The 13,903-nt window shown below is 59.8% G+C and carries 14 protein-coding genes and 1 pseudogene; 7 read left to right on the top strand and 8 right to left on the bottom strand.

Features of this window, described 5'->3' with window-relative positions:
* Positions 1-5 precede the first annotated feature (5 nt).
* Together ACA068_RS20090 and ACA068_RS20085 are read right to left on the bottom strand one after the other, a co-directional pair.
* Entirely contained in the window at positions 6-881 is an 876-nt protein-coding gene (locus ACA068_RS20090; RefSeq protein WP_497304245.1) for an alpha/beta fold hydrolase, read from the bottom strand.
* Between the two features lie 243 nt (positions 882-1,124).
* Positions 1,125-1,583, bottom strand: coding sequence for a VOC family protein (locus ACA068_RS20085; protein WP_497304244.1), 459 nt, complete (start codon positions 1,581-1,583; stop codon positions 1,125-1,127).
* Between the two features lie 117 nt (positions 1,584-1,700).
* Here ACA068_RS20085 and ACA068_RS20080 point away from each other — a divergent pair.
* Positions 1,701-1,790, top strand: a pseudogene (locus tag ACA068_RS20080) (MetQ/NlpA family ABC transporter substrate-binding protein); the annotation flags it as partial.
* Between the two features lie 114 nt (positions 1,791-1,904).
* On the opposite strand, the gene soxR reads toward ACA068_RS20080, so the two are convergent.
* Positions 1,905-2,372, bottom strand: a complete 468-nt coding sequence (soxR, locus tag ACA068_RS20075) for a redox-sensitive transcriptional activator SoxR (RefSeq protein WP_497304242.1) — start codon at positions 2,370-2,372, stop codon at positions 1,905-1,907.
* A gap of 95 nt (positions 2,373-2,467) precedes the next feature.
* Between soxR and ACA068_RS20070 the strand changes: the two genes are divergently transcribed.
* On the top strand, positions 2,468-2,839 hold the full coding sequence (locus ACA068_RS20070) for an antibiotic biosynthesis monooxygenase (protein WP_497304240.1): 372 nt from the start codon (positions 2,468-2,470) through the stop codon (positions 2,837-2,839).
* A 4-nt stretch (positions 2,840-2,843) separates the two neighbouring features.
* Here ACA068_RS20070 and ACA068_RS20065 read toward each other — a convergent pair whose 3' ends face one another.
* Positions 2,844-3,947 carry a sigma-54 interaction domain-containing protein gene (locus ACA068_RS20065; RefSeq protein ID WP_497304238.1) on the bottom strand — a complete coding sequence of 368 codons (1,104 nt, stop codon included), beginning with the start codon at positions 3,945-3,947 and terminating at the stop codon, positions 2,844-2,846.
* A 24-nt stretch (positions 3,948-3,971) separates the two neighbouring features.
* Entirely contained in the window at positions 3,972-5,123 is a 1,152-nt protein-coding gene (locus tag ACA068_RS20060; protein WP_497310633.1) for an acyl-CoA dehydrogenase family protein, read from the bottom strand.
* A gap of 422 nt (positions 5,124-5,545) precedes the next feature.
* Between ACA068_RS20060 and ACA068_RS20055 the strand changes: the two genes are divergently transcribed.
* Positions 5,546-6,541 (top strand): IS110 family RNA-guided transposase, encoded by a 996-nt coding sequence (locus tag ACA068_RS20055; RefSeq protein WP_497303007.1) that lies wholly within the window; start codon positions 5,546-5,548, stop codon positions 6,539-6,541.
* 30 nt (positions 6,542-6,571) lie between these two features.
* On the opposite strand, the gene ssuD is transcribed toward ACA068_RS20055, so the two are convergent.
* Together ssuD and msuE are read right to left on the bottom strand one after the other, a co-directional pair.
* Positions 6,572-7,717 (bottom strand): FMNH2-dependent alkanesulfonate monooxygenase, encoded by a 1,146-nt coding sequence (gene ssuD / locus ACA068_RS20050; RefSeq protein ID WP_046054455.1) that lies wholly within the window; start codon positions 7,715-7,717, stop codon positions 6,572-6,574.
* 10 nt (positions 7,718-7,727) lie between these two features.
* Complete coding sequence (gene msuE / locus ACA068_RS20045; RefSeq protein ID WP_497304235.1) at positions 7,728-8,291, bottom strand: FMN reductase; 564 nt, start codon at positions 8,289-8,291, stop codon at positions 7,728-7,730.
* 399 nt (positions 8,292-8,690) lie between these two features.
* Here msuE and ACA068_RS20040 point away from each other — a divergent pair, with 399 nt between their 5' ends.
* The 4 genes from ACA068_RS20040 (at position 8,691) to ACA068_RS20025 (ending at position 12,913) form a co-directional block, all read left to right on the top strand.
* A complete protein-coding gene (locus ACA068_RS20040) occupies positions 8,691-8,960 on the top strand; it encodes a hypothetical protein (protein ID WP_497304234.1) in 270 nt (89 codons plus the stop codon).
* A gap of 102 nt (positions 8,961-9,062) precedes the next feature.
* Positions 9,063-9,677: a LysE family translocator gene (locus ACA068_RS20035; RefSeq protein WP_497304232.1), complete on the top strand. Its 615-nt coding sequence runs from the start codon at positions 9,063-9,065 to the stop codon at positions 9,675-9,677.
* Positions 9,678-9,881: 204 nt separating this feature from the next.
* Positions 9,882-11,039 (top strand): cysteine desulfurase family protein, encoded by a 1,158-nt coding sequence (locus ACA068_RS20030; protein ID WP_497304231.1) that lies wholly within the window; start codon positions 9,882-9,884, stop codon positions 11,037-11,039.
* A gap of 65 nt (positions 11,040-11,104) precedes the next feature.
* A complete protein-coding gene (locus tag ACA068_RS20025; RefSeq protein ID WP_497304229.1) occupies positions 11,105-12,913 on the top strand; it encodes an aminopeptidase P family protein in 1,809 nt (602 codons plus the stop codon).
* Here the strand turns inward: ACA068_RS20025 and ACA068_RS20020 are convergent.
* Positions 12,906-13,814, bottom strand: coding sequence for a LysR family transcriptional regulator (locus ACA068_RS20020; RefSeq protein ID WP_497304227.1), 909 nt, complete (start codon positions 13,812-13,814; stop codon positions 12,906-12,908). The genes ACA068_RS20025 and ACA068_RS20020 overlap by 8 nt on opposite strands.
* Positions 13,815-13,903 lie beyond the last annotated feature (89 nt).

Raw genomic sequence — 13,903 nt, 5'->3', positions numbered from 1 at the left:
CGTGATCAGCGCAGGAAACCCAGCACTTCGGCGAGCAGCAATTCGGGGACTTCTTCGGCGATGTAATGGCCGGCGGGCAGGGCCATGCCGCGCACGTCGGTGGCCACGTGTTGCCATTCCTTGAGCGGCTCGAAACAACGCCCGACTGTGCCTTCGGCGCCCCACAGCACCAGCAAGGGCAGGTGCAGAGAATGACCGCCCTGGATATCGGCACGGTCATGCTCCAGGTCGATGCCTGCGCTGGCGCGGTAGTCCTCGCAGATGCCGCGCGCGGTGCCCGGCAGTTTGAGGCAGCGCAGGTATTCGCCGAAGGCCTCGGCGGCGAACGGTTTTAGCCCGGCGCTGCGACTGCCCATCACGCTGCGCAGATAGGCGTCGGGGTCGGCTTCGATCAGGGTTCCCGGCAGCGGGGCCGGGCGGATCAGGAAAAACCAGTGCCAGTAGGCGCGGGCAAAGGCTTCGTTGGTTTGCGCGTACATCGACAGGGTCGGTGCGATGTCCAGCAGCACCATGCGTTGCACGGTGTCGGGGTGATCCAGCGCCAGGCGATGGGCCACGCGGGCGCCACGGTCGTGGGCCAGCACCGAAAACTGTTCGAAGCCCAGGGACTGCATCAGCTCGACGCTGTCCTTGGCCATTTCTCGTTTGGAGTAATTTGAGTGGTGGTCGTTGGCCGGTGGTTTACCGCTGTCACCGTAACCACGCAGGTCGGCGGCGATCACGGTGAAGTACTCGGCCAATTGCTCGGCGACCTTGTGCCAGATGACGTGGGTCTGCGGGTGACCGTGCAGCAACAGCAGGCCTGGCCCGCTGCCGCCGATGCGGTAGGCAATGTCCACACCGTTGACGTGGCGCTGGTTTTTCAGGAATCCGGCGAACATGGGGCGAGTCCTTGTTGTAGTTGCCTGCATCCTGAAAGTGTTGCGCGCCGTGGGCAAGGCGCAAAGCGTGGTGCGCTTGTTCATGAAGTGTGTTCAAGGGATCTGTGGTATCAGGGATGACGCCTTCGCGGGCAAGCCTCGCTCCTACGGGGAATTGTTTCGTTCGCAAATATCAGGAACCACACAAACCCCCTGTCGGAGCGAGGCTTGCCCGCGAAGAGGCCCGCTCAGACACCGAAGAATTCAACCCTGCTGAAACATCTCCTTGGCCCGCTGCTCGATCTGCTCCTGCGTCAAATCCTCCTTGCGCGTAGCCAGGAACCAAAGATGCCCATAGGGATCTTTCAGCGTCCCCGAACGGTCGCCATAAAACTGATCCTTGACCTCGGACACCACCGTGCCACCCGCCGCAATTGCCTGTTTATAAGACTTGTCCACATCGTTCACATACAAATGCAGCCCCACGGACGGCGATTTGTCGGGATTGCTCAATGGTCCCTGATCGCACGGGGTGCCGAGCATGATCGGGCAATCACCGATGCGCAGTTCGGCGTGGCCAATCCCGCCATCAGGCATGGCCAGGCGCATGACTTCGGTGGCGCCAAAAGCCTTCTTGTAGAACTCGATGGCTTCGGCCGCTTTCTGAATGCCCAGATAAGGCGTAATGCTGTGATAACCCTCTGGAATGGGTTTGACGCTCATGATGGTTCTCCCTGGTTGTTGTGAATTGAAGGTGTTCCTTCGCCGATTTCCGGTCGAACAACTATAGGTCAGCCCCTTTTGCGCCACCGAGTGCCCGACGAGCAGCAGCGCCACTGTTTGCAGAAACTGGCCAAGGCGTTGAACTACGATGAGGTTTGGCAGTTCATCCTGACCCGCTACAAAGGGCAGTTTGCGCCGGGGTTCTAAGCTTTCGGTCTACCTTGAGGACGCCTTCGCGGGCAAGCCTCGCTCAGGTTTTGTGTCGTTCGCCAGTAACACGCAATCCTGTAGGAGCGAGGCTTGCCCGCGAAGGCCACGCCGCTATTTCGGATCTGTCCCCGATTCCAACAGCTGCGCCCCCGGCCCCTGTTCCCCCAGCACATCGCCAAAGTTACGCAATGGACACGCCTCCATCGACAAACACCCACAGCCGATACAGCCATTGAGCTTGTCCCGCAGCAAGGTCAATTGACTGATCCGCTCATCCAGGTCCCGACTCCACTGCACCGACATCACCTTCCAGTCCGCCGCCGTCGGCGCGCGGTTATCCGGCAAGGCTTTCAGTGCCTCGCCAATCTCCGCCAGCGGAATCCCCAGCCGCTGTGCGACTTTGATCAATGCCACCCGCCGCAACACTTCCCGTGGATAGCGTCGCTGGTTGCCCTGGTTGCGATTGCTTTTGATCAAACCTTTGGACTCGTAAAAGTGCAGCGCCGTGACGGCCACGCCACTGCGCGCGGCCAATTGGCCGACGGTGAGTTCCGTGTGCAGACTTTCCGAGGTGATCATTTAAAAAATGCCTCTTGACCTCTAGTTAACTCGAGGTTTTACCCTGCAGGCCTTCGGATCGCAAGGTCCGGCTTACACGTCAGTGGGGACTCTTCATGCAAGCGCCAGAGAAAAATCGCAGCTTCACCCAGTTGATCGAATTCGAGATCGAACCCCATCAGCAACCCGCGTTAGTGTCGGCACTGTCAAAGCAGACCGAGCGCCTGGCCCAAGGCTACAGCGGGTTTTTAAGTGCGAGTATCCAGGCCAGCGACGATGGCCGGCGGGTGCTCAATTACCTGCAATGGCAATCTCGTGAGGCGGGGGAAGCCGCGTTTCAGAGCTTTGAAAGCGGCGAACAGGATTTCTGGCAGCTGATTCGCGCGCATCAGGCGAAAACCGTGACCTTCGGCTCGTTCCAGGTGCTGCACAGTCTGGAACGTAGCCATGACAACGCGCTGCACTGCAATCTGGTGCATCAGGGGTAAGCGCTTAGATCGACAACTGCATCAAGCGCTCACCCTGAACGTTTTCCGTGGGCCGGCGCTTGTTCACCGCCAGTTCGCCGATCTTGATCAGTCGTGTGCGCGTGACGTTTCGGCTCAAGCCCAGCAGGGCCGCGGTGTGCACCTGGTTGTAATGGCTGAAGCGATACGCCGCGCGCAACAACGCGTCTTCGACTTTTTCATGCAGCGCACCGGCCTGTTCTTCGAAGAGTTTTTGAAAGGCCCGGTCGAGCAAGGCTTCCGGTGAATCATCGACGTTGGCGTGGTGATCGTCCTGACGCTCGATGCGCATGTTCGACAGGCGCAGGTCATCGCGTTCAATCACGCCGTTACGGCAGATCAGCAGGGTGTGGTGAATCACGTTTTCCAGTTCTCGGATGTTGCCCGGCCAGCTGTAGCTGCGCAGTTTCAGTTCGGCTTCTTTGCTGATGGTGATGGTGCCGTAACCGAGGCGCTGGCTGTAGGCTTCGACGAAATGTCGGGTCAGCGGCAGGATGTCGCCGGGACGGTCGCGCAACGGGCTCAGTTCCAGGCTGACCACGTCGAGGCGGTAGTACAAATCCTCGCGAAAATGCCCGGCGTTGATGGCTTTTTCCAGCTGCACGTTGGTCGCCGCCAGCACGCGCACGTCGATGGGAATGCTCTTGCGCGAACCGAGGCGCACCACTTCGCGCTCTTGCAATACGCGCAGCAACTTGACCTGAATCGCCATCGGCAGATCGCCGATTTCGTCGAGGAACAAGGTGCCGCCATCGGCCTCTTCGAACCAGCCGGCCTTGGCGCTCAAGGCACCGGTAAACGCGCCTTTTTCGTGGCCGAACAATTCGGCCTCGACCAGGGACTCGGAGAACGCACCGCAGTTCACCGCCACGAACGGCCGGTTGCGCCGGGCGCTGAGGTTGTGGATATGCCGCGCCACCAGCTCCTTGCCGGTGCCGGTCTCGCCGATGATCAGCACGCTGGCTTCACTCGGTGCGACTTGTTGGATGTGCGCGAGCAAGGCCTGGGATTTCGGGTCTTCGAACACCTGCGCGGTGGCGCGGATCGACGTGGCCAGAGCGGGCGAGGGCGGTAGGGTCAGAAGTTGCATCAGGCAGGCTCCCTGAATAGAAGGCTATGAATAGAAAGTCGGGATCGGCAGGGACTGGTTCAGCGCCCAATCACCCAGTTCATGGAGTTTGTAATCCACCGGGTCGTGCAGGGTCTGCGTGCGCAGGTTGCGCCAGTGGCGGTCCAGACGCAGCGAGGCATGGGTCGAACGCGCACCGGTGACTTCGAACAACCGGCTACAGATGTCCAGGCCATTGCGCGTGGCCGCGACTTTCGCCGTGGCGATGGCGGTGGCGAGATGTCCGCGTTCTTCGGCGCTGAGATTCGGGCCTTTGGCCCAAGCCTTGTCGAGTAACTCGGCAGCGCGTTCCACCAGCAACCGAACGCCTTCGAGAGCGACCCAGAATTCACCGTAATGGCCGAGCACATAAGGATCCTGACGCACGTCCTGCGCGCTGGATTTGTGCCACGGCCGGGTTTCGGTGAGCGTGTATTGCCGCGCTTCTTCGAAGGCACCTTCGGCAATGCCGAGGAACATGTGGGTGAAGGTCAGTTGGGCAATCAACGGTCGCAGGCAGGCAAACGGTGTGCTCAGCGGACCCGGGTCGAGCAGCAGTTCCGATTCCTCGACCCGCACCCGTTCGAACGTCGCGCTGCCGCTGTCGGTCTGGCGCTGGCCCATGTTGTTCCAGTCGTTGTGCAGGGTGATGCCGCTGCGACCGCTGGGGATGGCGGCGATCAGCAGCTTGCCACCGGCGCTTTCATCAACGGCCGAGGCAATCAGCATCTCCGAGTCGCTTGCACCGGAGCAGAAGCTTTTCTTGCCGTAAAATTCCCGCCAGCCACCGAGGTTTTTCACCACGGTGCGGGTGTCCAGCGGATTGAGGGCGTTGCCCCAGAACCAGTTTTTGCGTGCGGTTTGTTCGAACCACGGCTGCCATTGCTCGGGCCGGGCGAACAGGCGCACGGTGGCGAGCATCAGGTGATGGAAGCCGAAGACATGGGCGATCGAACTGTCGACCTTGGCGAACTCGCGCACGATGCCCAGAGTCTCACTCCAGCTGGCGCCGAGGCCGCCGTACTGCACGGGAATGCTTAACGCGAGCAGACCGCTGTGGCGCAACGCGTCGCGTTCGGCCTTGGGCGTGCCGCCACGCTCGTCGCGCTCGACGGCGGTCAGGGCAAAACCGGCGGCCAACTGGCGGGCGGTCTGCATGGGAGACAACAGGGCGCTTTGCGGCTTGGCAGTCACGCGGGGTTCCTCATATGAACGATGCCGTACTTGTAGGAGCGAGGCTTGCCCGCGAAGAGGCCATCACATTCAACAGAAATGTCGACTGACAGATCGCCTTCGCGGGCAAGCCTCGCTCCTTGTATGTTGACCTTGATTCCAACGAAAGAGGTTACGCTCAAGGATTCATACAAAAGCAAGTGCGTTTCTGGGGGAGGCCGATCGCTCCTGAAGGCAGGATTTGCTCCTGACCTTGTCTGTAGAGAGGCCCCCCCGCCTCATTGCCCACCACGAAGAGTATCGAGAAGCCGACAAGTCGGACTTCGCATTACAAGGTTGCAGTGGCATGAAGTTCGAGGTCGGGGGAACCAGGGGCAATCTTACCGAAAGTCAGGGAAGTGAAAAGCATGAATATTCATATCGGCATAGACATTGGTGCGCGCACGTCTGTCATGGGATGGCGGCAGAGCGGTAAAACATCAGGCCAGTGGGACATTCAGCACACGCCCAAAGGACGTAAGGCTGCCGTGACAAAGATGTTAGGTCTCAAACCGCTGAGCGTGGTCATGGAGGCCACTGGCATTTACTACCTGGATCTTGCATTGGAGTTGCACGCTGCCGGCCTGCCGGTCTCGGTGATCAACCCCAAAAGCTTCCACAATTTTGCAAAAGTGATGCTGCAAAACAGCAAAACTGACCAGATAGACGCTCAATTGCTGGCTGAATATGGCGAGCGCATGACTCCCAGGCTTTGGGTTCCGCCTACTACCGATCAAATGACGTTGCGTGCGATTGGCCGCCATATCAATCGGCTGATTGGTCATCGAACACGAGCCAAAAACGAATTACACGCGCTACAAGCGACAGAAACGAGTGTGGAGCTGCTGATCGAGGATGAGAAAGAGGCGATTGCAGGGCTGGACACACGGATTGATCGCTTGAAGAAAGCCGCACGTGATGCCATCGCCAAATGCCCGGATCTGAGTTTGCAGTTTCGCTGCATGCTGGCGGCCCCCGGCGTTGGAGAGGCCTCAGCCATCGCCGCACTGGCTGAGCTGACGACCCTTCCGGTAACGCTTAAATCGGCGCAGGTAAGCCGCTATGCAGGCCTGGATGTCAGGTTGACCCAGTCAGGCACCAGCGTGAACCGGCCAGGGCGAATGTCCAAATGCGGTAATGCTTACTTGCGCGCAGCGATGTTCATGCCGGCGATGACGGCAATCCGTTGTGATGAGAATGTGAAGGCCTTCTACGAGGCTCTGGTAGCGCGCGGCAAGAAGAAAATGCAGGCCATCGGTGCGGTCATGCGCAAATACCTAACCGGGTTATGGGCATGCATGCGTTCCGGAGAAGAATTTAATACGGCCAAGCTTTTTAGCGAAAAACATCTCGCGAAAGCTTGACCGTGAACAGAGTATCTACAGGATCGTGGGTCAGGCTTTGGCGTGAGCCGGGAGTACGTCATTGGCGATCATTTCGCCAAACGGCCCGGTGAGGTTGGTGACACCTCGCCCCGCGAGGCTCGCATACGGCTCGGGCAGCAGCGGGAACACCAGCTCGGCAAAGCGATAAGCCTCTTCGAGGTGTGGATAGCCGGAGAAGATGAAACTCTCGATGCCCAGGTCCGCGTACTCCTTGATCCGCGCCGCCACTTGCTGCGGATCACCGACCAGCGCCGTCCCGGCACCGCCGCGCACCAGGCCGACACCGGCCCACAGGTTGGGGGAGATTTCCAGGTTGTCGCGGCGCCCGTCATGCAGCGCGGCCATGCGTCGCTGGCCTTCGGAGTCGAAACGCGAGAACGACTTCTGCGCGGCGGCGATGGTCTCGTCGCTGATGTGCTCGATCAGTTTGTCCGCCGCTTTCCAGGCTTCTTCGGCCGTCTCGCGGACAATCACATGCAAGCGAATCCCGAACTTCACCGTGCGCCCGTTTCGCGCTGCACGCTCACGCACATCGGCGAGTTTTTCCGCGACCGCGGCCGGTGGCTCGCCCCAGGTCAGGTAAACATCAACCTGTTCGGCGGCAAGTTCGTGGGCAGCTTCGGATGAACCGCCGAAGTACAGCGGCGGATATGGTTTCTGCACCGGCGGATACAACGCCTTGGCGTTCTGCACTTGCAGGTGTTTGCCCTCGAAATCCACCGATTCGCCTTGCAACACGCGGCGCCAGATCTTCAGGAATTCGTCGGTGACTTCATAGCGCTCGCTGTGATCGAGGAAGATCCCGTCACCGCGGTTTTCATCTGGGTCACCGCCGGTCACCACGTTGATCAGCAAGCGGCCATTGGACAGTCGATCCAGCGTGGCGGCCATGCGTGCCGAAACCGTTGGCGAGATGATCCCGGGGCGGATCGCCACCAGGTAACGCAGGCGCTCGGTCAGCGGCACCAGCGCCGAGGCAATTACCCACGAATCTTCGCAGGAGCGCCCGGTAGGGATCAGCACGCCGTGGTAGCCGAGGCTGTCAGCGGCCTGTGCCACTTGTTTGAGGTAGTTGAGGGTCACTGGGCGAGCGCCCTGAGTGGTGCCCAGGTAATGGCCGTCGCCGTGGGTCGGCAGGAACCAGAAAACATCCATGAAGAAATCCTTAGGCGATTTTCAGCAGATTTTTGGGGTGCGCGCCAAACAACGGCGCAGCGCGTTCTGCAGCAAGACGAATGCGGGCCTTCAAGGGCTCACTGGTTATTTGGTAATGGGCGAAATCGGCTTCGGTGGCGTAGACGCCAATGGGCAAGGTCAGGGCCTGGAAGAAACTGAACAGCGGCCGCAACTGATGATCGAGTACCAACGCGTGCCGTTCGCTGCCACCGGTGGCGGCCAGCAGAACCGGGGTGTCGATCAGCGCATTGAGGTCGATGAGGTCGAACAGGTGCTTGAGCAGGCCAGGGTAGGAACCGCGATAAACCGGTGCGGCGACGATCAGCAGGTCGGCGTTCTCGATCGCTTGCAACTCGGCCTCGATCTCGGCGCTCAATTCCTGGCGCGACAGTGCGGCGCCCAGTGGCCGGGCGATGTCGCCCAACTCGATCAGCTTGCTCTCGATCGGCAATTGCTCGGCCAACTCGGCCAATAGCGCTTGGGTCAGCACCAGCGTGCGGGACGGACGCCAGGTACCGCCGGAGAGGGCAACGACTTTCAATGGACGCGACATGACCAGTTCCTTTTTAAACAGTTGCTCAGCGAGCAGTGGGAAGTCACTGACTTGAGCAAGAGCTGTACCACTCCTCGAAAGCCCAGGTTTACGGGGCTTGCGGCGTATCGGTCAGTGGGCACTGTGCGATTTCGAGGGCTGTTTGTTGAATGACTGTTGCTTGGGAAACAGTTGCGTGGGCAACAGTACGTGAGGCGATGGAGTTGTTATAAAGGCAGGTTGTTATTCCGTAAAATATCTTAAATTAATATTTATAGATCATTTGGAGATATAAAACGGACTGGCTGAGCGTCATTGGCCAAATTCGATAGCCACTATCGAGAGCGTTGATTTCTGCCCGTCGAAGGGGGCGGGTAGCCTGTGTTCATTGCCCCGAACCCAGATGCCAGGACGCCACCCATGAAACCTCTAATCGCCACTTTCCTGCTGCTCGCGGTCTCCGTTCTCGCCGGATGTGCCAGCCATGTGTCACCGGAATTGCGGCCATACACCGCCGAAGAAAGTAGGGAACTGGCGTTGGAAGACTTGAATCGTCGTGGTTTATCCTTCGATGAGTACCATGCGAAAAAAGCCGAATTGCTCGGCCAGCCGCAAAAACCGTTCAGTTTCGACAAACAAGGCGAAATGAACGCCGAACGTGCTGTACAGCTTCACGGTCGTCCGAGCTGATCTGAAACTGTACCGTTCGAAGTTTCACGTAACTGTCCATGGGTTTCCCCCGGGGCGTGCGATAGGGTCAACACCTGACTGACCCTGATTGGACTGCCGCTCATGACGCTCTCGCTCGATCTGCTGCTGGGCTTCGCCCTGTTTGCCCTCGTCACCTCGATTACCCCCGGCCCCAACAACACCATGTTGCTGGCATCGGGCGTCAACTTCGGCTTTCACCGCACCATTCCGCACATGTTGGGCATCACTTGCGGCTTCTTTGTGCTTGTCCTCGCCGTCGGTTTCGGCCTGGGTGCCGTGTTTCAAACCTATCCATTGCTCTACACAGTGCTGCGTTACGTCGGCGCGGCGTACTTGCTGTACCTGGCGTGGAAAATCGCCCATTCCGGACCGGTCTCCGAGAGTGAAAAGGGCGACAGCAAACCCATCAGCTACCTGGGTGCGGCAGCGTTTCAGTGGGTCAATCCCAAGGCATGGATCATGGCCATCGGCGCCATCAGCACCTACACGCCGATGCAGGGCTACTTCACCAATGTGATCGTGATTGCTGCGGTCTTTGCCTTGATCAACCTGCCGAGCGTCGGCGTCTGGGCCGGTTGCGGCACATTGTTGCGCAATGTGTTGAAGGATCGTCGCTGGTTGCGGCTGTTCAACTGGGGCATGGCCTTGCTGTTGGTGGCTTCGCTGTATCCGTTGTTGATCGAGAGCTTTAGCTGACACATCGCTTCAACCGGTTGGCCGATGCCTGTTAAGCTCGACTTCAGGAGCGTTCCTACGCACTTTTAAATGAAGTTGTTCTTCTTTAACGGCCTCCGATCAGGTATTTCTAACGCTCCGAACGGTCGGCGCAACTCACAAGGTTGCGCTTTGAGCGTTCAGTGACGAGCCTCCTGATCCCGGAACATGCTCTGCGAGTTTTCTATGAATAAACGTCCTCTGTATTTTGACTACGCCGCCACCACGCCGGTGGATGAGCGGGTCATCAAGGTCATGGTCGAGTGTCTGGGTTTCAACGGAAATTTTGGCAACCCGGCGTCCAGCTCCCATGCCTTCGGCCAGCAGGCCCGGCAAACGGTCGAGCAGGCGCGGCGCCAGGTCGCCGAACTGGTCGGCGCTCAGGCGGACCAGATCGTCTGGACCTCCGGCGCGACCGAATCGAACAACCTTGCCCTCAAGGGCGTGGCACAGGCCCGCGGGGTGTCCGGCGGCCATATCCTCACCAGCCAGATCGAACACAAGGCAATCCTCGACACGGCGAAGCAGTTGCAGGACGCCGGCGTTGCCGTGACTTATCTGGTGCCTGACGCCGAGGGCCTGATTACCCCGCAAGCGGTCAGCGAGGCAATGCGCGAAGACACATTCCTGGTGTCGCTGATGCTGGTCAACAATGAACTAGGCACGGTCAATGACATCTCGGCCATCGGCCAGGTGGTGCGTGATCGTGATGCGCTGTTCCATGTCGACGCCGCCCAGGGCGCGGGCAAAGTGGCGATCGATCTTGCCCGCTTACCGGTGGACCTGATGTCGTTTTCGGCGCACAAGATCTACGGCCCTAAAGGCATCGGCGCCCTGTACGTCGGCCCGCGCGCGCAGCAGCGTTTGCTGGCGCAGATTCACGGTGGCGGTCACGAGGGCGGTTTGCGTTCCGGGACTCTGGCGACACACCAGATCGCTGCGATGGGCGTGGCCTTCGCCTTGGCGGCCGCCGGATTCGACGAAGAAAAAGCCACCATCGTGCGGCTGCGCGAACGCTTGCTCGAGCAACTGCTGGGCATCCCCGGCGTGCGGCTCAATGGCAGCCCGACGCAACGCATTCCTCATACCCTGAGCCTGACCTTCAACGAAGGCGAGTTCAATTCTGCGGCGCTGAGCAGCTCGATCGCGTTTTCTGCGACCTCGGCCTGTAACTCCGCCAGCAATGCACCGTCCCATGTGCTGCTGGCCCTGGGACATGACGCCCGCTCGGCGGGTCGCACGATTCGCTTGAGCCTCGGCCGGTTCACCACCGAACAGGATGTCGACCAAGCGGCACAACTGATTAAAGCGGCCTGCGCCAATGCTCCGGCATTCTGGCAATAAGGCCTGAAAGTGTCGGCATTGATCGGCACTCAACAATAATGATGAAGTGATTAGCAGGAGACATGATGAGTACGCAGCCTTCGATCAATGGATCGGTGCCCCAACGTTTGGCGCAAACCCGCGAGCTGATGAGCCGGGAGGGCATTCATGCCCTGCTGGTGCCGTCGGCCGATCCGCACTTGTCGGAATACCTGCCAGGCTATTGGCAAGGACGGCAGTGGTTGTCGGGCTTTCACGGTTCGGTCGGAACACTGATCGTGACCCCGGACTTTGCCGGCGTCTGGGCCGACAGCCGTTACTGGGAACAAGCGAGCAAGGAACTCAATGGCAGTGGCATTGAGCTGGTCAAGCTGCAACCGGGCCAGCCTGGCCCGCTGGACTGGTTGGCCGAGCAAACCCCTGAAGGCGGCGTCGTCGCGGTGGATGGCGCGGTGATGGCCGTGGCATCGGCGCGGACGCTGGGCGGCAAACTCGAAGAACGCGGCGCACGTCTGCGCACTGACATCGACCTGTTGAGCGAAGTCTGGAGCGACCGTCCGACGCTGCCGAACGAGTCGATCTACCAGCACTTGCCACCACAGGCGACGGTCAGCCGGGGTGAAAAACTCGCGAAGTTGCGTGAGGTGTTGAAAGATCGTGGTGCTGACTGGCACTTCATTGCGACCCTTGATGACATCGCCTGGCTGTTCAACCTGCGTGGCGGCGACGTGTCGTTCAACCCGGTATTCGTGTCCTTCGCCCTGATCAGTCAAGAACAGGCCACCCTGTTCGTGGCCCTGAGCAAGGTCGATGCCGAACTGCGTGCGGTCCTCGAAAAAGACGGCGTAACGTTGCGCGATTACAGCGAAGTGGCCGCCGCCTTGAGCGCTGTGCCAAGCGGTGCGAGCCTGCAAGTCGATCCGGCGCGCGTGACGGCCGGTTTACTGGATAACCTGAACAGCGGCGTGAAACTGGTCGAAGGTCTGAACCCGACCACTTTGGCCAAATCACAGAAGAGCCTGGCCGATGCCGAGCACATCCGTCAGGCCATGGAGCAGGACGGCGCGGCGCTGTGCGAGTTCTTCACCTGGCTGGACACGGCGTTGGGTCGTGAGCGCATCACCGAACTGACCATTGACGAACACCTGACGGCTGCGCGTACCCGGCGTCCGGGTTATGTGTCGCTGAGCTTCAACACCATTGCCGCGTTCAACGCCAATGGCGCGATGCCGCACTACCACGCTACCGAAGAAGAGCACGCGGTGATCGAAGGTGACGGTCTGTTGCTGATCGACTCCGGTGGTCAATACCTGGGCGGTACCACTGACATTACACGGATGGTGCCGGTCGGTACGCCGACGGATGAGCAGAAACGCGATTGCACGCGGGTGCTCAAAGGCGTCATCGCGCTGTCCCGGGCGCAATTCCCTCGCGGCATTCTCTCGCCGTTGCTCGACTCGATTGCCCGCGCGCCGATCTGGGCTGAAAGCGTTGATTACGGACACGGCACCGGTCATGGCGTCGGCTACTTCCTCAACGTTCACGAAGGCCCACAGGTCATCGCCTATCAGGCCGCCGCTGCCCCGCAAACCGCGATGCAGCCGGGCATGATTACGTCGATCGAGCCGGGCACTTATCGCCCGGGCCGTTGGGGTGTGCGCATCGAGAACCTGGTGTTGAACACCGAAGCGGGCAAGAGCGAGTTCGGCGAATTCCTGAAATTCGAAACCCTGACCCTGTGCCCGATCGACACCCGCTGCCTCGAACCGTCGCTGCTGACCCTGGACGAGAAGCAATGGTTCAACGCCTACCACGCCGAGGTGCGCGAGCGCTTGAGCCCGTTGCTGGATGGCGCGGCACTTGAGTGGTTGAACACTCGCACCGCGGCTATTTGACCGGTTGGAGTTCAGGCGCTGTTTCGAGCGCCTGCCTCATGTAGTCGACAAAGGTTTTGACCCTGGCGGATTGGCGACGATTCGCCGGGGACATGGCATGAATGGGCAGCGACTGCGCGGTGTAGTCCTGCAAAATCGCAGTCACTCGCCCGGCGTTCAGATCCTCGCTGAACAACCACACCGGCGACAACGCAATCCCCAGTCCTCCCAGCACCATCTCGCGAATCGCCTCGGAGTTGTTGCTTTGCGCATTGCCCTTGATTCGCACTTCGTGACGTTGGGCTCCGCTCTTGTAAACCCATAGGTTCTGACTGTTCAGCAGGTTGAATTGCAGGCAATTGTGTCCGCGCAGTTCTTCTGGTGTTTGCGGCTGGCCGTGTTGCTTGAGGTAGTCCGGCGCTGCGACGGTCACCCGGTGGGTGGTGCCGATACGGCGGGCGATGAGGCCGCTGTCGGTCAATTCACCGATCCTGAACGTGACGTCGAGGCCTTCGCTGACCAGGTCCTGATTCTGGTCACTGAGCTGCAGGTCTATCTGCACCTGGGGGTGTTGTTTCAGAAACTCAGGAAGACGCGGTGCAATCTGCAAACGCCCGAAACTGACCGAGGAACCGATCTTCAGGTTGCCGGCAACGGTTTCGCGTCCTGAATGAAAACTGTGTTCCGCCGCGTCCACGGCCGCCAGGATTTGTCGGCATTCGCTGTAGTACCGCTGACCTTCGTCAGTCAGCGAGAGTTGGCGTGTGCTGCGGGAAATCAGCTTACCGCCCAGTTCAGTTTCCAGCGCCCTCAACACTTTGCTGATGGTAGGCTGGCTGGTCTGCATCTCCCGGGCTACGGCAGAAAAGCAGCCACGTTCGACGACCCGGACGAAGATGGCCATTGCATTGAGTTTGTCCATGGGGTTTCTCATTGATGCCAAATGGGCATGGTCACTATAGCGATACAGCGTCTTATCGGCATGAGTGAGGGGGAGGAGGATCGGTCCTA

Source organism: Pseudomonas sp. LBUM1660 (assembly GCF_059695935.1).
This window is presented reverse-complemented; position numbering and strand designations above follow the sequence as displayed.